Origin of the sequence: Flavobacterium sp. GP15 (assembly GCF_014281985.1) — a bacterium.
In the GTDB taxonomy this organism is placed as follows: domain Bacteria; phylum Bacteroidota; class Bacteroidia; order Flavobacteriales; family Flavobacteriaceae; genus Flavobacterium; species Flavobacterium pygoscelis.
Genome location: NZ_JACFTC010000007.1, coordinates 82,129 through 105,262 on the forward strand (window position 1 = coordinate 82,129; position 23,134 = coordinate 105,262).

Below are 23,134 nucleotides of genomic sequence, written 5' to 3' on the forward strand. Positions count from 1 at the left end.
CTTAATTCTATTTCCTGAAACTCATTTTAAGTTTATGAAGATTACCTATATTTGTACAAATAAAAAAAATGTCTGAAAAAATAACTCCGTATAAAGATTCAGCCTTAGGCAAAAAAGAGCAAGTTGCACAAATGTTTGATACCATTTCTGGAAATTATGACAATTTAAATCGTGTCATTTCTTTTGGAATTGATTTGAAATGGCGCAAAAAAGTTCTGAATATAGTAAGCAAATCCAATCCCAAACAAATTTTAGATATTGCTACTGGAACAGGTGATTTAGCGATATTGATGGCACAAACTAATGCTGAAAAAATCATTGGTTTAGACATCTCCGCAGGAATGCTTGACGTTGGCAAGAAAAAAATTGCTTCAAAAAATCTTTCTAATACAATTGATATGGTTTTAGGCGATTCTGAAAACATGCCTTTTGATGACAATTATTTCGACGCTATAACAGTTGCTTTTGGGGTAAGAAACTTTGAAAACTTAGAAAAGGGTTTAAGCGAGATTTTAAGAGTTTTGAAACCAAATGGAGTTTTTGTAATTTTAGAAACCTCTGTTCCTGAAAAAACGCCTTATAAACAAGGATATAATTTTTATAGCAAAAATATTCTGCCAATAATAGGAAAATTATTTTCTAAGGACGATGTTGCTTATGGCTATTTATCCGAATCTGCAGCTGCATTTCCTTATGGCGAAGCACTGAACAATATTTTAAGAAAAATTGGGTTTATAGATGTAGTTGCGCTACCACAAACTTTTGGCGTTGCTACAATTTATTCAGCTTCTAAAAAATAATATGAAAAAAACATTTGCAATACTTTTTTTTCTGCTCCTTCTAAACGGATATGCTCAAGGTTCGAAAAACATCTTTAGCAAAGATCCTATCATAAATTTGGAAAACTTTCAACAAAAGAAAATCTATTATGGTTTTTATTTAGGATTCAATTCTTATGATTTTAAAATTGACTATAAAACAGAAACACCTGATATATTAGTCAAAAAAACAACGGGTTTTAATGTAGGAATTATTGCTGATGTAAAACTTCAAGAATACATAAATTTACGATTTGAACCCGGATTATACTATACTAAAAGAGAATTGAACTTTCCTGCAAATCCTAATTTTACTAAAAACAGTGATGCGCTTAGAGAAGTTAACAGCACTTATATACACTTTCCTTTGTTGCTAAAATTTTCTTCTTTAAGAACTGGAAACATTCGGCCTTATGCTTTAGGAGGAGTTTCTGCTACGCTAAACTTATCTAGTAATGCAAAAATACTTGATGACAATTTAGAGCAACGTTTTAGAGTAAAATCTTGGACTCCTAATTATGAATTGGGATTTGGTATTGATCTATTTTCAGAATATTTTATATTTTCGCCTTCTATTAGAGGTGTTTTTGGATTAAATGACGAACTTATTCGAGATAAAGATCCCAATAGTCCTTGGACTGGAAACATAGATTCGATGAAAACTCGTGCTATTTTCATCAATTTTACTTTCCACTAAAATTATTAAGAATACTTTCAGTTAATTTCCTCGACTAAATTCACTCAAAATTATTGCCGTTGCTGTGGCAACATTCAAACTTTCTGTTTTTTGAAGACTTCCAAAACGTGGTATTGTAAGTCGGTTTTGAACTAATTTTTCGAGTGTTTCAGAAATCCCATTTGCTTCATTTCCCATAATAATTATTCCTTGCTGTGGCAAAATAGACTTGTATATATTTTCACCGTTCATAAAAGTTCCAAAAATAGGCAATTGAGTCTGTTGCAAATAACTATTCAAATTCGTATAATTTACATTAACTCTAGCTATAGAACCCATAGTAGCCTGCACAACTTTAGGATTAAAGTAATCAACGGTCTCGTTTGAGCATACAATTTGTTGAATACCAAACCAATCACACAAACGCATTATGGTTCCTAAATTACCCGGATCCCGAATAGAATCGAGTACAACAATTAAACCTGTAGCAATAATTGATTTCTCTAAAGGCATCTTAAAAACTGCTAAACACGTATTTGGAGTTGCTAATGCACTGATCTTTTTTAAATCATTTTCGTCAATAATAGATTTTTTATTATTAGAAACTTCTGGAAAATCATTTTGTGTAGAATACAAATGCTCCAATTCAAAATTAGAATCCAATAATTCTTGAATCCCTTTTACACCTTCGGCAAAAAATAATTTATTGGCATATCTATATTTTTTTTGCTGTAAACTCGTTATAAGTTTTATTTGGTTTTTACTAACCATAAAATAATGTACTTTTGAATTAAATATTTTAGAACACTTGAAAAAAACTTCCACAAAAATAACTGCATTTATTGTAATTGCAATACTAATTTCTGCATGTAACGCTGTAAAAAGAGTTCCAGCAGATAAATTATTGCTCACCAAGAATGAAATTAGTGTAAATAACAAAGCAATAAAGGAGGAAATTGTTTTTAATCAGTTGTATCAAAAACCCAATACAACTTTACTTGGCTATCGCCTGCGTCTAAATCTTTATAATTTAGCCAATTTAAACCCGGATTCAACATATCAAGCCAAGTTTAAAAATAATCCAGAAAAATACAAACGGTTATCTAAATGGTTATCTGAAAAACAAGTGAATCGTTTGGGACAATCTTTTTGGTATCACGGAATTCATGATTTTTTGATAAAAACGGGCGAGCCACCAGTAATTGTAGATAAAGAAAAGTCGAACAAATCCTTATTAAGGCTTAAATATTATTATTTTAACAATGGTTTTTTTAACGTAAAAGCAGCTTATCAAATTGATACTATAAACATTCAAAAAGCAAAATTAAAATACGATATTACATTAGGAAACGCTTTCTTTTTAGATACTATCAAAACATCTATTACAACTCCAGTTTTAGATTCTTTGTACGAACGCAATAAATTCAATACTTTTTTAAAATCTGGAAATCAATATAAAACAGATGATTTTGAGAATGAAAGAAACCGTATAACAACAAACTTTAGAAATAATGGTGCTTATTATTTTCAGCCTAATTATGTGACTTTTAATATTGACACGATCAAAAAAGTAAATCAGGCGAACATCACTTTGATGATAAATAATTATTCCTATCAGGAAAAAGATTCCACCAAAACAGAACCATTTAAGTTATACAAAATAAGCGATGTAAATATTTACACTGATTATTCACCAAATAATAGCGGATTGAATATTAATGATAGCGTTTCCTACAAAAACTTTAATTTATACAGTCAGAAAAAATTAAAATACAAACCAAAAGCTATAACAGATGCTATTTTTATTTATAAAGGCGGAATGTATGCAGATTTCAGGACGGTATTAACAACACGTTATCTAAACAATCTAAAGATTTTTAATTATCCTTCTATTCAATATGAAGTAGACAAAAGAGATAGTACCGCGCAGTCATTAATTGCTAAAGTATATTTGACTCCGAGAAAAAAATATAGTTTTGGAACTACATTAGATGTAACCCATTCTAACATTCAAGACTTTGGTATTGGACTAAGTGTTTCTGAGACGATAAGAAATGTATTTAATGGAGCGGAAACACTTGAACTTGCAGCACGCGGAAACATTGGATCCTCTAAAGATTTAGCCAATCCAAAAAACAATTTCTTTAATGTATCAGAATATGGAGTAGATTTAAAATTAAATATCCCAAGGATTCTTATGCCCTTTAACACGGATAAAATTATTCCTAAAAGTATGATTCCTTCTACTCTAATTACGGTTGGTTTTGCAAAACAAAGAAATATAGGTCTGGACAAAGAAAATTTTACAGGAGGATTATCATACAATTGGACTCCAAAAATAAATCATACCGCACGATTTGATCTCTTAAACACTCAATTTGTGCGAAATTTAAATCCTAGAAATTATTTTAATGTTTACAGCTCCTCTTATAGTGCTCTAAATAAAATTAGCAAGGCTTACAATACAAATCCTTCCTATTATGACGATGCAGTAAACAGGGATTTACTTATTGAGCAGGGAACTCGCGGATTTACAAACGATGTCCTTTCTGGTAGTGGTATTTTTTTAAAACCTTTGGAACCTGCTGATTATGAATCTGTAAAAAGTATTGAAGAAAGAAGACTTAGACTAACGGAAAATGATTTCATCTTAGCGACAAGTTTCACTTTTTCAAAAACGACAAAGAAGGATTTAAAAGATAACGATTTTTATCTTTTCAAAACTAAGATCGAATCTGCTGGAACCATCTTATCCGCTTTTGCAAATGTTACCAATCAAAAGAAAAATGCGAATGGCAACTATGATATTTTTAATTTAGAATATTCAGAATATGTAAAAACAGAATTTGATTATATTAAGCATTGGGATTTATCCAAAGAAAATATTATTGCTTTCCGTTCCTTTTTTGGTATTGCAATTCCGTTTGGAAACTCCAATTACATTCCGTTTTCTAGAAGTTATTTTTCTGGAGGATCAAATGACAATCGAGCATGGCAGCCTTATAGTTTAGGTCCAGGAAGCAGCGGTGGTCTTGATGATTTTAATGAAGCTAATATGAAAATTGCTTTAAGCGGAGAATATAGGTTTAAAATTGCTGGAAGTCTAAAAGGCGCTATTTTTGCTGATGCAGGTAACATTTGGAACGTGTTAGATAATGTAAAAGACGAAAAGTCAGTTTTTAAAAATTTTAGCAGTTTAAAAGATATTGCTGTAGGTTCTGGTTTTGGATTGCGCTACGATTTAAGTTTTTTCGTGATTCGATTTGATTTAGGATTTAAAACCTATAATCCAGGCAAAGAAATGAACGAAAGATGGTTTAAAGAATATAACTTTTCTAAAGCCGTTTTAAATTTTGGAATAAATTATCCATTCTAGTCCTAATTAATTCTTATTTTTGCAAGACTAAAAACTAAACAAACTAAAACAAGTACAATGGCACACAACATTAAACCAGGCGTAGCTACCGGAGATCAAGTACAAGAAATTTTTAATTATGCAAAAGAAAAAGGATTTGCACTACCAGCTGTAAATGTTACTGGCTCAAGTACTGTAAATTGTGTTCTTGAAACTGCTGCAAAACTAAATGCTCCTGTAATCATTCAATTTTCTAACGGAGGAGCGCAATTTAATGCTGGAAAAGGACTTTCAAATAAAGACGAAAAATCAGCAATCGCTGGTGGTGTAGCAGGTGCACTTCACATTCATGCTTTAGCAGAAGCCTATGGTGCAACTGTCATATTACATACGGATCATTGTGCAAAAAAATTATTACCTTGGATTGATGGATTGTTAGATGCTTCTGAAGCCCATTTTGCTAAAACTGGAAAACCATTGTATTCTTCACACATGATTGACCTTTCTGAAGAGCCAATCGAAGAAAATATAGAAATCTGTAAAACCTATTTAGCAAGAATGAGCAAAATGGGAATGACACTAGAAATCGAACTTGGTATTACAGGCGGTGAAGAAGACGGTGTTGATAATTCTGATGTTGATAGTTCAAAATTATATACACAACCCGAAGAAGTAGCCTATGCTTACGAAGAACTTTCTAAAATAAGTCCACGATTTACTATTGCGGCTGCTTTTGGAAACGTTCACGGTGTTTACAAACCAGGAAACGTAAAATTGACACCTAAAATTTTAAAAAATTCTCAAGATTTCGTTCAAAATAAATTCAACACTAAAAATAATCCAGTTGATTTCGTTTTTCATGGTGGATCAGGTTCTACATTGGAAGAAATCAGAGAAGGAATTAGCTACGGAGTTATAAAAATGAATATCGATACTGATATGCAATTCGCTTACACAGAAGGAGTTCGCGATTATATAACAAAGAATATCGATTATTTACATACTCAAATTGGAAATCCAGAAGGAGACGATGTACCTAACAAAAAATATTACGATCCAAGAAAATGGATTCGTGAAAGCGAAATCACGTTCAATACAAGACTTGAACAAGCATTTGCAGACTTAAATAATGTAAATACACTATAAAAAAAGTAGGCAGCGTTCTGTTTATTATTAATCATTTATTAAAAAAATGATTATACAATACTGAAAAACTGAATACTAAACATTGGATTACTGAACACTGAATACTAGAAAAATGGCTTGGTTTAAAAGAAAAGAAAAAGGGATTACTACTGCGACTGAAGACAAAATGGATATTCCAAAAGGACTTTGGTACAAATCTCCTACTGGAAAAATTATTGATGCCGATGAACTTGCTCGCAATTTATTTGTAAGTCCAGAAGATGGTTTTCACGTTAGAATTGGAAGCGCTGAATATTTCCAAATTTTATTTGACAATAATGAGTTTGTTGAATTAGATAAAAACATGACTTCTAAGGACCCTTTGAATTTTGTTGACACTAAAAAATATGGTGATCGACTTAAAGAGGTAATGGAAAAAACAAAATTAAAAGACGCCGTACGTACAGCCGTTGGTAAATCTAAAGGAAAAGATTTAGTGATTTGCTGTATGGATTTTGCTTTTATTGGAGGTTCTATGGGAGCTGTAGTTGGTGAAAAAATTGTAAGAGGAATTGATCATGCTATTAAGCATAAATTACCTTTTGTAATGATTTCAAAATCTGGTGGAGCACGTATGATGGAAGCTGCTTATTCGCTAATGCAATTAGCAAAAACTTCTGTAAAACTGGCGCAATTAGCTGATGCCAAACTTCCTTATATATCTCTATGTACAGATCCTACAACAGGAGGAACTACTGCATCATACGCGATGTTGGGAGATATTAATATTTCTGAACCGGGAGCTTTAATAGGATTCGCAGGACCAAGAGTAGTAAGAGATACCACTGGAAAAGATTTACCAGAAGGATTTCAAACTGCAGAATTTTTATTAGAACACGGTTTTCTAGATTTTATTACTCCTAGAAAAGAACTTAAAGACAACATTAATTTATATATTGATTTGATTCAAAACAATGATATAAGATAGTCAAAACATAATCTTTTAAACAAAAAAAATCTCGATAATTCGAGATTTTTTTGTTTAAAAGATATAATGTGTTTTAAAAATCAGGATTAAGAAACTATTTACTTTTTAAAAAAAGAAATCATGATATCTTGTTTTACCTTTTTTTGTTCTTTTCGAACCACTATAAAAATGATATAAGTACAAAATGCTGTAATAAATGCTAGTATGTAATTAAAAGTCCAATTGGTATTATAATCATAATTTTGCACAATTGTCAATCCTGTTTTAGAACTAAATACATGAGCAAAACCATAACTCATTTGAAAAGTCGACATAAATAAACCTTCTAAGTTTTTATGACTTCTGTTCATCACAAAACTACTTGCAAAAGCAAAGGTTAACATATTACCAAAAGACATTAAAAACATAAAGACCCAAAACACCCACGGTTGATGAACTAAATAGAGCAAAAGATAGGAAGCTCCTATTAATAACAATCCTAGCATTATAGCAACCAAATCGGTAATTTTATTTTTTTGCACAAAATTAACTACAGCAAGTTCAAAGAGTATAAATACAACACCACTAAAACCTAAGAACATTCCTGTATCAAACTCCGTTAAATTATAAGCTTCTTTATGATAAATTGGAACAATAGAGAAAACTTGAAAATAAAGATACCCTGTGATTAAAGCGATAATCCAATTCATTACAAAAGGAACATCTTTGAAAGGTGCAAATTTATCTTTTATTACATCATTCAATTCCAGTTTATAAAGTAACTTTTTCTCTCTAACAAAAATTAAAAAAAATACTACAGAGATAATAGAGGTTAAACCATCAACAATAAATAAAGTGTTGTATTCTGAATTCATGATTAAAATACCTCCTAATACGGGTCCTACGATAAGTCCCACATTAGTAGCCATTCTTAATAAAGACAAAGCTCTCACTCTAGATTCACTAGTTACATAATCGTTTATACTTACCATCATTGCAGGTCGATACATATCAGCAACTGCAGTCAAAAGGAAAACAGAAATACACAATAATTCAAAAGTAATTGCAAATTGAAGCGAAAGTAATACTACACCACTAGCAAACAAGCTAAAAGCCATTACTTTATACGCACCAAAAACATCAGATAATTTTCCGCTTAAAAAAGTACCGACAAGAGATCCAACTCCAAAGCAAACCATAATCCACCCTATTTGTGAATAACTTAAGTTTAGTTCTTCTTTAAAATATTTGGACAAAAAAGGAACAACTACAGCGCCAACTCTATTGACAAGCGTAATTAAAGCAAGAATCCATATTTCTTTTGGAAAATTTTTAAAATTTACTAAATAACGGTTAAGCATTTTTTAAATATATTTAAAAGGCGTGTACTTATTAAAATTTTATAACTGTATTAGTTACCAAAGAATCTTCCGAAAAAACTTTTTTTAGTTTCTTCAACTTCTTCAGTAGTAGATTCTAACTCCACTTGTTGATTTAAATCATCCATCATTAATTTTGTAATTAATTCTACATAATCAAGATTATGATCTTCTAGATAACCAATTAAGTATTTTTCGCTCCCTTCTATTCCGCTTACTTCTTCAATTTTATATAGTTTTTTATAAAGCTCATCCACTTTTTTTACCACACCTGGAGAAACAGCTTTACGACGGGCTACGTATTTTAAAATTTTTGCATCATCACTTACAACATAATCAAAATCAGTAATTACCCAGTAATATTTTCCTGATTTGGCTAAGTTTTTAATAACACCATGAAATTTTTTACCTTTTGAAATATTATCCCACAAGACTTTAAAAATTACTTTGGGCATATCTGGATGACGGATAATATTATGAGGTTGCCCTATTAGTTCTGATTCATCATATCCAGAAACTGATGCAAAAGTCTCATTTACATATTCTAAGCTTCCGAATAAATCGGCTTTACTAACAATAGTTTGAGTTTCATCCCACTTAACAGGTTGATCAATTGGTGTTGGACGTTTTTTATCCATAATATATTTTTTAGTATTAAAATTTTAAAAATTAGAAATTTATAGGGAATTTATTCACTATAAAAAGTAGAATATTGTTTAATAGATTTTCTTTACTTTAGTAGAACGATCCGTTATATAAGATATCAACCATGCAATTTGACCTTCTTTAGCAAAATATAATTTTTTACTATTAATATCTGGTATGGCTTCTAAACACACCAATAATATATTACTACCAGAAATTAAATATTTTTGAGAATAGGTCTTTAAAACTTTATCAACATCTTCATCAGTTTTAGCTAGGTCTTCAAATTTGCGGAAGTTATTTTTTAAAATAGCATCATAATTTATCACATCTTCTAACTTAAATTGACTGAACGCTTCTTTAGTAACCCCTTTGTATAGCGTGTAAAAAGCCCAAACGGCACCACCAGACAAGTATACTTTTTCTTTTCGTAAAGCCTGAGGTTTAGATTTATACATAGCATCAACTTGTTCCCTTAATATCGGCAAAAAGCTGAATGACCTAGAATTATATTCCCCAATATCTGTACTATTCGTTTTTTTAATAATACTTTCTGTAAGGGTTACACTTCCATAATTAAGACTTAATGGAAAAAATATAAAAGCATTATTATTAAGTACATCGATATAACCACCTTTAGTATTACCTCCTCCTATATCAAGGATCATAGAGTTTTTATAATCTACTGGAGGAACACATCCTTTTAAGAGCATTTTGCCTTCCATTTGAGCATCGATAAATTCAAGATCTTTGCCTGTGGCAGCTTTAACCTTATCAATAAGTATTTGGGTATTATTAGCCATAGCCACACCAGAAGATCCTACTATAAAAATATTTGCCTCTGGAACCTTCATCTCTATCATAATTTTCCTGTAATTATCAGAAATAATTTCAATAGCTTTATTCATGTTTTCCTCAGTCATATTCCCTTCAGTAGAAATACCTTTTGCTATAGCTACATTTTCTGTCCAATAGGATTTAACATTAATATTTCCTTTTTTAATATTGAACACGTCTATAACAGACATTTTGATTCCTTTACTTCCAATTTCAATTCCAGCAAAAATATTTTCTTGTGAAAAAAGGAGCGCAGGCAGAAGTAACACTAAAAAAAGTGTGAAGTTGAGTTTAAAAATTTTCATTTTTTAAGTTTTATTTTATCAAGAATTATTCAATTTTTGAATTTAATTATCTTGAATTTGACAAATAAAACACTTTGACTTTTGAGATTAAAAGAGAGCGATTTTCGTAAATTTAAAGCAAATTATTACTGTAGGTTAGCAACGAAATCACTAGTGTTTTGGGGCCGCAAAAGTACAAAAAAAACCAATAATTTCGCCCTATAAGCATTAAAAGAAATAATAGTAAATTAGCCAACACTTCAATCATTTCATACGCAATCTATTAAGCGAAATTATTTTTAACAATTAACCCAAAAAACAACTAAACCTTATAGCAAAAAAACCGCTATTCAAATAAATTAATAAGAATTTATTTATTCGCTAAAGAAATATAAACGATTTATTTAAAAGATATTTTTGAATAAAATTCATTAAAATGATTCCAACTAATAGACTTTTTAATTATTTTGAAGTTTCAAAAAAAACTTCAAAATAATTAAAAAGAGTTACAGTAGTATTTGAATCATAAAAAAATTAAATTTGCTACTTAAACTTTTTATAGATGTCAGATTTTTTAAAATTATTTGGAGAAAATATTTCAAAGGAAATGCCTGGATTTGTTGCATTAAGTGTTGTAGATATAAAAAGCGGTAATCTTTATTACTCAAAAAGAAACGACAACAAATTTGATATAGAAAGTGCTTCAAAATTTGCATTAGAAATGATTAGAGCACAATTGAACGCCAATGATTTTTTAAAGCAAAAACAGAATATTGATGACATTACTATTACATTGACAAATCAATTTCAGTTTTTAAAAATTTCACAAAACAATAGTTACTTTATCTATCTAATTGCAGATTCCTCTAAGGCAAATTTAACTTTCACAAAAGCTATTCTAAACAAGCAAGTAGCTCAAATTTCGAGCATATTTCACATTTAATGAAATAAAAATTAGGGTTTAAAAAAAATGATTGGCAAGATCTCTAAAGAGTACTTTTTTATAAAAATTACATTCCGGTTCTAATAGCTTCTACTGGATCTAGTTTAGACGCTGTAATAGCAGGTAAAATACCCGATATCAATCCTATAGCTGCAGCTAATCCAGTTCCTAGAACTACATTTCCCATACCAAGAACAAATTCAAAATCCAAAACATTGGTCAAAATCAGAGAAATAATCCAAACTAATAATAGCCCGATTACACCACCAATTACAGATAAAATAATAGCTTCAAATAAAAACTGAAATAAGATAAATTTATTTTTGGCTCCTAATGATTTTTGAATTCCAATTAGATTGGTTCTCTCTTTTACAGAAACAAACATAATATTAGCAATACCAAAACCACCTACCAAAAGAGAAAAACCACTAATAATCCATCCAACTACATTCATTTGACCTAAAATACCATCGATAAGGTCTGTAAAACCTGAAAAAACATTGATGAAAAAATTATCTATTTCACCAGCTTTCAAACCTCTATAGCTTCTTAATTTTTGTGACATTTCGCCTTTGTAAGCCTCCATATCTACCCCTTTTTGGGGTTTAAAAATAATAACATTCGTTAAGGAAGTATTGTTGTCGCCATACAACTGTCTCACAAAATTCACAGGTATGTAGGCAGCGGTATCATTACTATCACCGAACAATCCTGAACCTTCCTTTTTTATCACGCCAATTACTGTAAAACGTTTTCCATACAAACGCACATTTTTCCCTATAGGATCAAAATCATCAAATAAAGATTTAGCAATTTCATTTCCAAGAACAATAACCGTAGCTCCAGAATTAGCTTCTGATTCATTATAAAAACGACCTTTTTCAAATTCTAATCCTTGAATATCGATAAATTCATGAGAAACAGGAATTATTTTTACATCACTTACTGTTTTAGAATCATATTTTATAGACTCACTTCTAGTAAAAATTTGATACGCCATTTGATCCGTATTGGTCATCGCCCCTTTCATGTAGGTATATTCATCATACTTTACATTAGGAAATTGCTCTCTTTTCCATTGAGGAATATCCGATGGACCAAAAGAAAACTTCATCAAATAGATTGTGTTTTTATCTAAACTACTTAAGTCTTTTGTTATTTTCCTGTCTAAAGAATCTACTGCAGCCAATACTGCTATAATCGAAAAAATACCAATAGTCACTCCTAACAAAGAAAGTAAGGTCCTTAATTTATTATTTTTTAATGCATTCATTGCAAAACCAAAACTCTCACTTAATAATCTAAGGTAAACTAGCATACAATCTGTTTTGTGTTAAAGTAAAATTCCATAAATATTAATCAAAATCCTAATGAAAAATCAATTCGTTAAAGTCCCAATCCATTATTTTAGTACTCCTTATATAATAGCTGTAAAAAAATACAATTATCTCGTTTTCAAATGGCTTAATTTTAACATTAAAAAACTATTTTTGCACTTGATAACAATAACTACATAATGAACACTACTAAAACAATTCAATCAGCATTAATCTCTGTATTTTCTAAAGAAGGATTAGAACCTATAGTTAGACAACTAAACAGTCAAAATGTTACACTTTATTCAACTGGAGGAACCGAAGATTTTATCAAAAATCTAGGAATTCCTGTCATTCCTGTTGAAGATGTTACGTCTTATCCCTCTATTTTGGGTGGTCGTGTTAAAACATTACATCCAAAAGTTTTTGGCGGAATATTAAATCGTCAAGATAATGAAAGCGATGTACAACAAATGCAAGAGTTTAATATTCCTCAAATTGACTTGGTCATAGTTGACTTATATCCTTTTGAAAAGACAGTAGCTTCTGGAGCAAGTGAGGCAGATATTATTGAAAAAATTGATATTGGTGGGATTTCATTAATTCGTGCTGCAGCAAAAAACTTTAAAGATACCGTAATTGTTTCCTCTGTTGATCAATATGCTTTACTATTGGATTTAATTACAACGCAAAATGGCGCCACAACATTAGAAAATAGAAAATTGTTAGCTACAAAAGCATTTCATGTATCCTCTCATTACGACGGAGCTATTTTTAATTATTTCAACACTGATGAAACCATTTACAAAGAAAGTATTGCAGACGGTCAAGTTTTAAGATATGGAGAAAACCCACATCAAAAAGGATTTTTCTTTGGTGATTTTGAAGCGATGTTCAAAAAAGTTCATGGGAAAGAATTATCTTATAACAATTTATTAGATGTTGATGCAGCAGTGAATTTGATCAATGAATTTAAAAATGACGGACCAACTTTTGCCATTTTAAAACATAATAACGCTTGTGGTTTAGCTACAAGAAAAACAATTGGTGAAGCATACAATGCAGCTTTAGCTTGTGATCCTACTTCCGCTTTTGGAGGTGTCTTGATTTCTAACACTAAAATAGATGTTGCTACTGCTACAGAAATAAACAAACTTTTTTGTGAAGTGGTAATTGCTCCAGAGTATGATGAGGAAGCAAAAACCATCTTAGAGGAAAAGAAAAACAGAATAATCTTAATACAAAATACTGTTGAATTACCTAACAAACAAGTTAGAACTTGCTTAAACGGACTTTTAATTCAAGAAAGAAATAACATTACTGACAATAAAGAAGCTCTAAAAACCGTTACAGTAACAACTCCTACGGAACAAGAGATTCAAGATTTGATATTTGCGTCTAAAATATGTAAAAACACAAAATCTAATACGATTGTTTTTGCAAAAAACGGAACACTTATATCATCAGGAACTGGACAAACTTCAAGAGTAGATGCATTGCTTCAAGCAATAGAAAAGGCAAATAACTTCGGATTTGATTTACATGGTGCCTCGATGGCTAGTGATGCTTTTTTTCCTTTTCCGGATTGTGTAGAATTGGCTAAAAAAGCAGGAATTACAGCTGTAATTCAGCCTGGAGGTTCAATTAAAGATGAATTAAGTATTAATTATTGCAATGAAAATAAACTTGCAATGGTATTTACAGGAACGCGTCATTTCAAACATTAATTTGTTTAACTTTGCATGCTATTATTTATTATAACTTTTAACCCTTAAAAAACTTATGGGATTTTTTGATTTCATGACCGAGGATATTGCGATAGACCTTGGTACCGCTAATACTTTAATCATACATAATGATAAAGTTGTAATTGACAGCCCCTCTATAGTTGCTCGCGATAGGGTTTCGGGTAAAATCATTGCTGTAGGTAAAGAAGCCAACATGATGCAAGGTAAAACACATGAAAACATTAAGACCATAAGGCCTTTGAAAGATGGTGTAATTGCTGACTTTGATGCTTCAGAAAAAATGATAAGTATGTTTATAAAAAGCATACCTGCATTAAAGAAAAGAATGTTTACACCTGCGTTACGAATGATAGTTTGCATCCCTTCTGGAATTACAGAAGTAGAAATGCGTGCTGTAAAAGAATCGTGCGAACGCGTAAATGGTAAAGAAGTATATTTGATTCACGAACCTATGGCTGCGGCCATTGGTATTGGTATTGATATTATGCAACCTAAAGGAAACATGATTGTTGATATCGGTGGTGGAACAACTGAAATAGCGGTAATTGCTTTAGGTGGAATTGTATGTGACAAATCAGTTAAGATTGCTGGTGATGTTTTTACAAATGACATAGTATACTATATGCGTACGCAACACAACCTTTTTGTTGGAGAAAGTACTGCTGAGAAAATAAAAATACAAATTGGTGCTGCTATAGAAGATTTAGAAACTCCACCAGAAGATATGTCTGTTCAAGGTAGAGATTTACTTACCGGTAAACCTAAACAAGTTGAAGTTTCATATAGAGAAATTGCAAAAGCATTAGACAAATCTATACAGCGTATTGAAGATGCGGTAATGGAAACTTTATCTCAGACTCCACCAGAATTAGCTGCTGATATTTACAATACTGGTATTTATCTTGCAGGAGGTGGATCAATGCTAAGAGGTCTTGACAAAAGAATTTCTCAAAAAACAGATTTACCAGTTTACATTGCCGAAGATCCTTTAAGAGCAGTAGTTCGAGGAACTGGAATGGCACTTAAAAATGTAAACAAATTTAAAAGCATTCTTATAAAATAACAAATAAATTCTAAATTCTAAAACTTGTTTAAAGTCTTTAGAATTTAGAATTCAATTTTAAATTTATTTAAATATTCAAATTTAGACAATGCAGCAAATATTTAATTTTATTTTAAAAAACAGTAACAAAATACTGTTTTTGCTGCTTTTAGGTACATCGTTAACTCTAACGATTCAGTCTCATTCCTTTCACAGAAGCAAAATAATAAGTTCAGCTAATTTTTTAAGCGGAGGCGTTTATGAAAAAGTAAATAATCTAAATGAGTATTTAAACTTAAAAACTCAAAATGATGAACTTGCTCTTGAAAATGCTAAATTAAAAAGCATATTATTTAATAAAAAAGACACTGCTACTGCAAAAGCTTTAGACAGTCTAAAAGGAGTAAAACTAGATGATATAATTGTATCTAAGGTAATTCACAATTCCTATAATGTTTACGAAAATTACTTAACACTAAACTCAGGTGAACGAGATGGTGTAAAGCCTGACATGGGTGTTATTAATAGTTTAGGAATCATAGGAATCATAGAAAATACTTCGACTAATTATTCTACCGTTATAAGTATTTTAAATAAAAGAACACAGATTAATGCTAAAATCAAAAAATCAGATCATTTTGGTTCTCTAAACTGGAATGGTAAAAGTACTGGTTTTGTGCAACTAACAGATCTTCCAAGATTAGCTCTCATAAAAATAGGAGATACAATCGTAACGGGAGGGCAATCAGTCATTTTCCCTGAAAATATTAATATTGGAACAATTGCTAAAATTTATAGAGATACACAAACTAACTTTTATACGTTAGATATTAAACTTTTTAATGACATGACGAACTTAGGACATGTTTATATCCTAAAAAGTAAAAACCGTCAAGAAGTTATTAATTTAGAAAAAAGAGAAAAAGATGAATAGTACGCTGTTGGTCAATATTTTCCGTTTTGTACTTTTGCTAGCCCTTCAGATCATCATATTCAACAATATGAATTTTTTGGGATATATAAGTCCATTCCCTTATATTCTATTTATCATTTTATACCCTGTAAACGGTAATAAATCTGCCTTAATAGCCTCTAGTTTTTTATTAGGAATTATAATGGATCTTTTTAGTAATTCTGGAGGAACTCATGCAACTGCTTGTTTAGTTTTAGCTTATTTTAGACCATCTATTTTTAAGTTTGCATTTGGTTTGAGCTATGAGTATCAAACTATAAAATTAAATGATGTTATAACACCACAACGATTTTCGTTTATTTTGCTTTCTGTAGTAATACACCATTTTACTTTATTTTTACTAGAAGCATTTCAATTGACCTATATATTAGATACTTTAATAACGACTTTATTAAGTACTGTATTCACCATTATAATCTGTATTATAATCATATATCTTATTAAGCCAAATAAAAGATGAGAAAAGTCTTGTTGCCTTCTTTAATTATTATTGCGACCTCTTTACTTTTAATTCGTATTTTTTATTTACAAGTTATTGATGACACTTTAAAATTAAAGTCAGAAAATAATGCAATTAAAAAAAAATATGAATATCCAGAGAGAGGCTATATCTATGATAGAAAAGGAAAACTTCTCGTAGCCAATCAAGCTTCATATGACATCATGGTAATTCCACGTGAAGTAAAGAAATTAGACACCTTAGAATTTTGTCAGTTACTTCACATGACCAAAGAGGACTTTATTAAAAAAATGGAGAAATCTAAAGTTTATAGTCCAAGATTACCATCTGTATTTCTATCTCAATTAAACAAAAGTGAGTTTGCTGCTTTTCAGGAGAAAATACGAAAATATGAAGGTTTTTATTTCCAAAAAAGATCGCTTCGTGATTATGAAGTGAATTTTGGCGCTAATATTTTTGGTTTTATCACTCAAGTGAATGAAAAATTGGTTTCGAAAAATCCTTACTACAATAGCGGTGATTTGATTGGAAGACAAGGTGTAGAAGAAAGCTATGAAAATCTTTTGCGAGGTGTAAAAGGGATTAAATATTTCCAGAAAGACAAATTTAATCGCGAAATAGGATCCTACAAAGATGGTAAATACGATACAATTGCCGTGCAAGGGGAAGATATTAATCTCTCTATAGATGCGCAGCTTCAAAAGTATGGGGAAGAATTAATGATTAATAAAAGAGGTGGAATTGTTGCTATTGAGCCTAGTTCTGGCGAAATATTAGCCTTGGTTACAGCACCCTCATTTGACCCTGGTATTCTAGTGGGAAGACAACGCTCTAAAAACTATACCGCTTTGTATCACGATTCTATTGCTAAACCACTTTATGATAGAGGATTACTGGCTGAGTATCCTCCAGGTTCACCATTTAAAATTTTAACAGGCCTTGTTGGCTTGCAAGAAGGTGTAATTAACGAAAATACAACTTTCTTTTGCAATAATGGATTCAGTTATGGAAGGGGACGATTTATGAAATGCCATCCACATAGTCCTAGCCAACAATTACATAATGGTATTTACAATTCTTGCAACACTTATTTTGCTCAAACCTATATGTTAACGATTAACAAATATAACAATCCAGCAAAAGCAGTTGATATTTGGAGTAACCATTTAAAAAGTTTTGGATTAGGCCAGTTTATGGGTTATGACTTACCAACAGGAAAAAAAGGGAAAATTCCTGATTCTAAAACCTATAAAAGAATGTATCCAAACGGTGGCTGGAGAAGCACCACAATAGTATCAAACGCAATAGGTCAAGGAGAAGTTGTAATGACTCCTATACAACTTGCTAATATGATGGCAACCATTGCTAATGAAGGATATTATTACACGCCTCATATCATAAAAAAAATAGAAGGACATGCTATTGACAAAAGTTTTACAACCAAACATGTAACTACTATTGATAAAAAATATTTCAAGCCCGTAATAAGCGGACTTTTTGATGTGTATAATGTTGGTACAGCCAGATCGCTTAAAGTTGAAGGAATTGATATTTGTGGTAAAACAGGAACCGCAGAAAATTTTGCGAAAATTGGTGGAGTCAGAGTAAAACTAGAAGATCACTCGATCTTTGTAGCTTTTGCTCCAAAAGACAATCCAAAAATAGCGATAGCCGTTATGGTTGAAAATGGAGGTTATGGTGCAGCAATTGCAGGACCTATTGCGAGTTTGATGATAGAAAAATACCTTAGACAAAAAATAACAAGAACTGACTTGGAGACAAGAATCCTTGCTACAAGTTTACAAAGTAGGTATGCAAAATTAGGTGGACTTTCTGATAAAGTAAAATCTCAGTTAAGAGTTAGCGATTCGATTTTGAAAAGCAAAACCATTATTCCCACTTTTAAAGTAAAAATAGATTCAACTAAGGAGCAAAAACCAGTTATATAATTCAGATGAAAAATCAAAGTGTATCAAATAATATTGACTGGATAAGTATAATAATATATACTCTACTCGTTATTTTAGGTTGGCTAAACATCTATTCGTCATCATTATCTTCTATGGAAGATACTTACCAAAAACAGCTTATTTTCATTATACTGACAATCCCATTAATATTTATTGTTCTTTCTGTAGATGGAAAATTTTATGAAAAATACGCAAGTATTATATTTGGAGTTTCACTACTGACATTAGCCGGTTTGTTTTTATTTGGAAAAACGATTGCAGGCCAACGCTGTTGGTATGCCATAGGAAGTTTTACAATACAACCTTCAGAATTTGCAAAAGCAGCAACCTCATTAGCGCTAGCAAAATTTTTGAGTGATACCCAAATCAATTTAAAAGACACCAATAGACAGATACAAGCGCTCGCCATAATATTTTTGCCGGTATTACTTATATTGCCCCAGCCAGATCCTGGAAGTGCTTTGATATATAGCATTTTTATAATTGTTCTATACCGCGAAGGACTTCCTAGTTGGTATGTTTGGACGGGATTTATCACCATCCTTTTATTTGTACTTACACTTGTTTTAGAGCCCCAATATGTAATCTTAATTGCATTAGGAATAATAATAATTGTTCATTTAAAATCAAGACTTGCAGATCGAAATATTATTATGAGTACAATTTTATTTCTATTAATTTCTGGTTTTGTACTCTCTGTAGATTATGTATTTGACAATGTATTTAAGCAACACCATAGAGACCGTTTTAATATCCTATTGGGAAAAACAGTAGATATGAAAGGAATTGGATACAATACAAACCAATCCGAAATAGCTATAGGATCAGGTGGATGGATTGGTAAAGGATTTCTGGAAGGAACTCAAACTAAAGGAGGATTTGTACCCGAGCAACATACAGATTACATTTTTACCACAGTGGGTGAAGAATGGGGATTTGTAGGCTCATTAGTAGTCATAGCTCTATTTGCGGGTCTGTTTCTCAGAATAATCTATTTGGCGGAACGACAAAAAACAAAATTCAGTAGAGTCTATGGTTATTGCGTAGCAGGAATTTTATTTACACACTTTTTTGTAAATATCGCAATGGTAGTTGGAATCTTTCCAACCATCGGAGTTCCATTGCCGTTCTTTTCTTATGGTGGATCAGGACTTTGGGGATTTACTATTCTTCTATTTATATTTATAAAAATGGATGCTAATAAAGTAAACGAATGGTAACTGTATATTAGTTAAAACTCCACGCTTTATAATCATTGCTGCTTTCTAATTTTTCTTCTATTTTATCATCTAATTTAGGAAAGAAGTCTATGCCTGTCATTTTCTCAATTTGATCAACTGACACGACGAAATCATACAAAGGTTTTTCACTGGCTTCATTTGGGATAAGAAAAGCAATCAGTTTTATTTTGCCATCCGATTTTGATAATAGAACTTTATAAAAATAATTAGGAACCGATACCTTTTCTTTTCCAATTGTTTGTAAGGAACTCTCTAATACGCCTCCAGTAATAACATAAAGACCATCATATTTCACTGCCCAATAGCGTACTTTTTGCTCTAATCTATTCCAAACTCCATCGTTAAATTTGTGTTTTTGTGGAGAAATATTTGAGGTATAAAACGTGTCATTGTAAGCGTTTTCATCAAAAGACATATCTCCTGCAGGACACAAGTGACCTTTATCGTATCCCGAGTTTTTATAGTTTTTCCAATCAGCAGATCTAGTAGTTACTTTAGGATCTTCTATAAAAAAAGGTCTCTGAAAATGTTTATTTAATATGTACTTTTTTTTCATTTCGTAGGCTACCCATTCTGCTTGTTCAAATTTCTCATTATATGAAAGAGAAAAGTAATCATGATTTACGATTTGATTAGTTGTTGAAGTAGGATAAAAATCAAAAGTACCATCAATTTTATCTGTTGGCTTTGTATTGATTTCTATAGAATCTGCCTCTCTAATCTTAGCATTGTTGCCGTAGGAATTTCCTATTGAAGCTTCTTTACCATTACAAGAAATCAAAAAAAAAGTTATAAATATGACTGGTATAAAATTGATTGTAATTTTTATCATTGTAATTTAAAATAATATCATTGATTGTTTGTAATTTATTATAGATATAAAACTATTATTACTAAATTTTATTCTTTTATTTTAAATAAAAAACGCTCCATAAAATATGAAGCGTTTATAACTATAAAACAGTGATTGTAGATTATGACTTCACTAAATTATCTTTTTTTAACTTAGTAGACATATTGGTCTTAGAAATAGATTTAGTTTGTAAATCGTCTAAAACATTTAATGCTTCTTCTACATAAATATCTTTTGACAACGCTTCATGCCATCTGTCTCTTTTTTCTTTTAAAGTAACATCATTATTCATTATCACTTTTTCATAAGGTAATGATGTGAATATTAAATTATTTTTGTAATCAGAAAGAGGCTTGTATTTTTTAGCTTTTTCTTCTATTTCAGCTTGTGCGCTTTTAAATTTATTAATATTTAAATTATACACATTTTCTTTACTTCTATTATCAATCCACTTTGCATTTTCCTCAATCAATTGAAATTGAGAATTACTTAAAATTCTATTCTTGCTATTAACAATTGCTTGACTAAAGTTATTATTATTAGACCATTCATTGTAATCTGCTTTGTCTATTTTATCCCATGGCATAGCATTGTCAATATCACGCTCTCCCATTTTTAAATAAGCATATCGGTCTGGCATAACAATATCACTTCTTACACCTTCTATTTGTGTTGAACCACCGTTTATTCTATAAAACTTTTGAGTTGTCGTCTTGAGTGCACCAAGATCACCTACTAAACTACTGCGAACAAATTCATTCAAATCAAAAACATTTTGTACTGTACCTTTACCATAAGTTTGCTTGCTTCCTATGATAATTCCTCTTTTGTAATCTTGAATTGCAGCAGCTAAAATTTCTGAAGCAGAAGCAGAAAAACCATTTACCATAATTACCAATGGACCGTCCCATTCTATCTTAGGGTCTCTATCATACAAGACTTCTTTTTTTCTACCAGCAGATTTTATTTGTACTATAGGGCCTTGTTCGATAAACAAACCAGCGATATCAACTACTGTAGATAGCGATCCTCCTCCATCATCACGTACGTCTAAAACGATACCATTTACCCCTGCTTTTTTCAATCTATCAACTTCTAAAGCAATGTCTTTACCAGCGTCACGTCCATTTTTATTTACAAAATCAATATAAAATTTCGGAAGATAAATAACACCATATTTTAATCCGTTTTTATTAACGATACTTGATTTTGCATACGTTTCTTCAATTTCTACAATATCCCTAACAATTGAAATCACCTTAATAGTACCATCAACTTTTTTAACTGTTAAGCGAACTTCAGAACCTTTTGGTCCCTTTATTTTTTTAACAACATCATCAAGGCGCATTCCAATAACTTCAACCGCTTCTTTATTTCCTTGACCTACTTTCATGATCAAATCACCAGCTTCTAGTAATTTTCCTCTCCAAGCAGGACCTCCTGAGATAAGTTCTGTAATTTCAGTAAAATCATTTTTCTTTTGAAGACGAGCTCCAATCCCTTCTAATTTACCACTTATACTTACGTCAAAACGTGCCTTTTCTTCGGGTGCAAAATAATTCGTGTGAGGATCAAAACGAGCTGTAATTGAATTAATGTAAACAGAAAACCAATCATTTCTATTTAAATCTTTTATGAATCCAAAGTATTCATCTAGTGATTTCCCAGAAATATCTCTGGTTTCTTTTTCAAGAACATCATAAGATTTTACTTTATAACTTGGATCATTTTTCTTTTTATCTTGTTCGATTTTTTGCTTATCAACTAGAGATGAAAGCGTAGACAACTTTATTTGTTTCCTCCATTTATCATTTAATTCAGCAGCATCTTTAGGATATGGAGCTTTATCATAATCTATGTTAATAGTTTCATCAGTAGTGTAATCGAAAGGTTTACTTAAAATTGATTTGTAAATCTTAGTACTCTCATTCATCCTTTGAACCAAGCGAGCATAAGTCAAATTAAAGAAAGTCAAATCTTTATTGATTAGTTGATCATCTAATTGATATTCATACTTTGAAAATTCATTTATATCCGATTGCAAAAAGAATCTCTTAGACGGGTCTAACGCTTCTATATAATCTTTGTAAATTCCTTTCGAAAAATTATCATCAATCGCTGCTGGATTGTAATGTTGTTTTTCAATAACAAAAGTCAATAACTCAAGTAGCAGTTTATCTTTTTCTGGGTCATTATCTTTCGAGCCATTCATTTTAAAGGCAAATAATGTCACCGTTATACAAACGACAACAAGAATAATTTTATAATTTCTTTTCATAAAGTTAATAATAGTATTCATGAATTTTTAATGTAAAGTACAATAGAACTTCACCATAATCAGTGTGTTCTCAATAAATTTCGGTTAAAGATATAAAAATGTTTTTTCAAACTGAAGTAAATAAACCAAGATAACATTTTTTTATCTTTTGTTCAAAAATTAACGCAATCAGTGACTACATTTGCCATTTATATCATAAAATATTTTATATTTTAACATATCAG

At 30.7% G+C, this 23,134-nt stretch carries 19 protein-coding genes; 12 read left to right on the plus strand and 7 right to left on the minus strand.

What is annotated here, in order from left to right; genetic code table 11:
* The first annotated feature begins 68 nt into the window (after positions 1-68).
* On the plus strand, positions 69-800 hold the full coding sequence (ubiE, locus tag H2650_RS13525) for a bifunctional demethylmenaquinone methyltransferase/2-methoxy-6-polyprenyl-1,4-benzoquinol methylase UbiE (protein ID WP_188051349.1): 732 nt from the start codon (positions 69-71) through the stop codon (positions 798-800).
* Position 801: 1 nt separating this feature from the next.
* Positions 802-1,515: a porin family protein gene (locus H2650_RS13530; protein ID WP_188051350.1), complete on the plus strand. Its 714-nt coding sequence runs from the start codon at positions 802-804 to the stop codon at positions 1,513-1,515.
* Positions 1,516-1,536: 21 nt separating this feature from the next.
* Here the strand turns inward: H2650_RS13530 and H2650_RS13535 are convergent, their stop codons facing one another.
* Positions 1,537-2,265, minus strand: coding sequence for an RNA methyltransferase (locus H2650_RS13535; RefSeq protein ID WP_188051351.1), 729 nt, complete (start codon positions 2,263-2,265; stop codon positions 1,537-1,539).
* A 37-nt stretch (positions 2,266-2,302) separates the two neighbouring features.
* Between H2650_RS13535 and H2650_RS13540 the strand changes: the two genes are divergently transcribed.
* The 3 genes from H2650_RS13540 (at position 2,303) to accD (ending at position 6,962) form a co-directional block, all read left to right on the plus strand.
* Entirely contained in the window at positions 2,303-4,870 is a 2,568-nt protein-coding gene (locus H2650_RS13540; RefSeq protein ID WP_188051352.1) for a BamA/TamA family outer membrane protein, read from the plus strand.
* A 57-nt stretch (positions 4,871-4,927) separates the two neighbouring features.
* Entirely contained in the window at positions 4,928-5,995 is a 1,068-nt protein-coding gene (gene fbaA / locus H2650_RS13545) for a class II fructose-bisphosphate aldolase (RefSeq protein WP_188051353.1), read from the plus strand.
* A gap of 112 nt (positions 5,996-6,107) precedes the next feature.
* The gene (gene accD / locus H2650_RS13550; RefSeq protein ID WP_188051354.1) at positions 6,108-6,962 is read left to right on the plus strand and encodes an acetyl-CoA carboxylase, carboxyltransferase subunit beta; all 855 of its coding nucleotides are present in this window, start codon (positions 6,108-6,110) and stop codon (positions 6,960-6,962) included.
* Between the two features lie 98 nt (positions 6,963-7,060).
* Here accD and H2650_RS13555 read toward each other — a convergent pair whose 3' ends face one another.
* From H2650_RS13555 to H2650_RS13565, 3 genes are all read right to left on the minus strand, one after another.
* Positions 7,061-8,302, minus strand: coding sequence for an MFS transporter (locus tag H2650_RS13555; protein WP_188051355.1), 1,242 nt, complete (start codon positions 8,300-8,302; stop codon positions 7,061-7,063).
* Positions 8,303-8,352: 50 nt separating this feature from the next.
* The gene (locus H2650_RS13560; protein ID WP_188051356.1) at positions 8,353-8,958 is read right to left on the minus strand and encodes a PAS domain-containing protein; all 606 of its coding nucleotides are present in this window, start codon (positions 8,956-8,958) and stop codon (positions 8,353-8,355) included.
* Positions 8,959-9,036: 78 nt separating this feature from the next.
* On the minus strand, positions 9,037-10,107 hold the full coding sequence (locus H2650_RS13565) for a Ppx/GppA phosphatase family protein (protein WP_188051357.1): 1,071 nt from the start codon (positions 10,105-10,107) through the stop codon (positions 9,037-9,039).
* A 541-nt stretch (positions 10,108-10,648) separates the two neighbouring features.
* Here H2650_RS13565 and H2650_RS13570 point away from each other — a divergent pair.
* Positions 10,649-11,029: a hypothetical protein gene (locus tag H2650_RS13570; protein WP_188051358.1), complete on the plus strand. Its 381-nt coding sequence runs from the start codon at positions 10,649-10,651 to the stop codon at positions 11,027-11,029.
* A 67-nt stretch (positions 11,030-11,096) separates the two neighbouring features.
* Here H2650_RS13570 and H2650_RS13575 read toward each other — a convergent pair whose 3' ends face one another.
* Positions 11,097-12,347: an ABC transporter permease gene (locus tag H2650_RS13575; RefSeq protein ID WP_188051359.1), complete on the minus strand. Its 1,251-nt coding sequence runs from the start codon at positions 12,345-12,347 to the stop codon at positions 11,097-11,099.
* A 198-nt stretch (positions 12,348-12,545) separates the two neighbouring features.
* Between H2650_RS13575 and purH the strand changes: the two genes are divergently transcribed.
* From purH to rodA, 6 genes are all read left to right on the plus strand, one after another.
* The gene (gene purH, locus H2650_RS13580) at positions 12,546-14,072 is read left to right on the plus strand and encodes a bifunctional phosphoribosylaminoimidazolecarboxamide formyltransferase/IMP cyclohydrolase (protein ID WP_188051360.1); all 1,527 of its coding nucleotides are present in this window, start codon (positions 12,546-12,548) and stop codon (positions 14,070-14,072) included.
* Between the two features lie 55 nt (positions 14,073-14,127).
* Positions 14,128-15,156 (plus strand): rod shape-determining protein, encoded by a 1,029-nt coding sequence (locus H2650_RS13585; protein ID WP_188051361.1) that lies wholly within the window; start codon positions 14,128-14,130, stop codon positions 15,154-15,156.
* An 88-nt stretch (positions 15,157-15,244) separates the two neighbouring features.
* Positions 15,245-16,069 carry a rod shape-determining protein MreC gene (gene mreC / locus H2650_RS13590; RefSeq protein WP_188051362.1) on the plus strand — a complete coding sequence of 275 codons (825 nt, stop codon included), beginning with the start codon at positions 15,245-15,247 and terminating at the stop codon, positions 16,067-16,069.
* The gene (gene mreD / locus H2650_RS13595; RefSeq protein WP_188051363.1) at positions 16,062-16,568 is read left to right on the plus strand and encodes a rod shape-determining protein MreD; all 507 of its coding nucleotides are present in this window, start codon (positions 16,062-16,064) and stop codon (positions 16,566-16,568) included. Before mreC ends, mreD begins: the two co-directional genes overlap by 8 nt.
* Positions 16,565-18,517 carry a penicillin-binding protein 2 gene (gene mrdA / locus H2650_RS13600; protein WP_188051364.1) on the plus strand — a complete coding sequence of 651 codons (1,953 nt, stop codon included), beginning with the start codon at positions 16,565-16,567 and terminating at the stop codon, positions 18,515-18,517. The genes mreD and mrdA overlap by 4 nt, the downstream gene beginning before the upstream one ends.
* 5 nt (positions 18,518-18,522) lie before the next feature.
* Complete coding sequence (rodA, locus tag H2650_RS13605) at positions 18,523-19,758, plus strand: rod shape-determining protein RodA (protein WP_188051365.1); 1,236 nt, start codon at positions 18,523-18,525, stop codon at positions 19,756-19,758.
* Positions 19,759-19,765: 7 nt separating this feature from the next.
* Here rodA and H2650_RS13610 read toward each other — a convergent pair whose 3' ends face one another.
* Positions 19,766-20,611 (minus strand): DNA/RNA non-specific endonuclease, encoded by an 846-nt coding sequence (locus H2650_RS13610; RefSeq protein ID WP_188051366.1) that lies wholly within the window; start codon positions 20,609-20,611, stop codon positions 19,766-19,768.
* Between the two features lie 142 nt (positions 20,612-20,753).
* Complete coding sequence (locus tag H2650_RS13615) at positions 20,754-22,931, minus strand: carboxy terminal-processing peptidase (RefSeq protein WP_188051367.1); 2,178 nt, start codon at positions 22,929-22,931, stop codon at positions 20,754-20,756.
* Positions 22,932-23,134: the final 203 nt, after the last annotated feature.

Coding starts and splice junctions, on each gene's coding strand:
- H2650_RS13575 (WP_188051359.1), bottom strand. CDS start 12,347: ATGCTAGTTTACCTTAGATTATTAAGTGAGAGTTTTGGTTTTGCAATG.
- H2650_RS13585 (WP_188051361.1), top strand. CDS start 14,128: ATGGGATTTTTTGATTTCATGACCGAGGATATTGCGATAGACCTTGGT.
- H2650_RS13570 (WP_188051358.1), top strand. CDS start 10,649: ATGTCAGATTTTTTAAAATTATTTGGAGAAAATATTTCAAAGGAAATG.
- mreC (WP_188051362.1), top strand. CDS start 15,245: ATGCAGCAAATATTTAATTTTATTTTAAAAAACAGTAACAAAATACTG.
- rodA (WP_188051365.1), top strand. CDS start 18,523: ATGAAAAATCAAAGTGTATCAAATAATATTGACTGGATAAGTATAATA.
- fbaA (WP_188051353.1), top strand. CDS start 4,928: ATGGCACACAACATTAAACCAGGCGTAGCTACCGGAGATCAAGTACAA.
- H2650_RS13555 (WP_188051355.1), bottom strand. CDS start 8,302: ATGCTTAACCGTTATTTAGTAAATTTTAAAAATTTTCCAAAAGAAATA.
- accD (WP_188051354.1), top strand. CDS start 6,108: ATGGCTTGGTTTAAAAGAAAAGAAAAAGGGATTACTACTGCGACTGAA.
- H2650_RS13565 (WP_188051357.1), bottom strand. CDS start 10,107: ATGAAAATTTTTAAACTCAACTTCACACTTTTTTTAGTGTTACTTCTG.
- H2650_RS13535 (WP_188051351.1), bottom strand. CDS start 2,265: ATGGTTAGTAAAAACCAAATAAAACTTATAACGAGTTTACAGCAAAAA.
- mrdA (WP_188051364.1), top strand. CDS start 16,565: ATGAGAAAAGTCTTGTTGCCTTCTTTAATTATTATTGCGACCTCTTTA.
- mreD (WP_188051363.1), top strand. CDS start 16,062: ATGAATAGTACGCTGTTGGTCAATATTTTCCGTTTTGTACTTTTGCTA.
- purH (WP_188051360.1), top strand. CDS start 12,546: ATGAACACTACTAAAACAATTCAATCAGCATTAATCTCTGTATTTTCT.
- H2650_RS13615 (WP_188051367.1), bottom strand. CDS start 22,931: ATGAATACTATTATTAACTTTATGAAAAGAAATTATAAAATTATTCTT.
- H2650_RS13530 (WP_188051350.1), top strand. CDS start 802: ATGAAAAAAACATTTGCAATACTTTTTTTTCTGCTCCTTCTAAACGGA.
- H2650_RS13560 (WP_188051356.1), bottom strand. CDS start 8,958: ATGGATAAAAAACGTCCAACACCAATTGATCAACCTGTTAAGTGGGAT.
- H2650_RS13610 (WP_188051366.1), bottom strand. CDS start 20,611: ATGATAAAAATTACAATCAATTTTATACCAGTCATATTTATAACTTTT.
- ubiE (WP_188051349.1), top strand. CDS start 69: ATGTCTGAAAAAATAACTCCGTATAAAGATTCAGCCTTAGGCAAAAAA.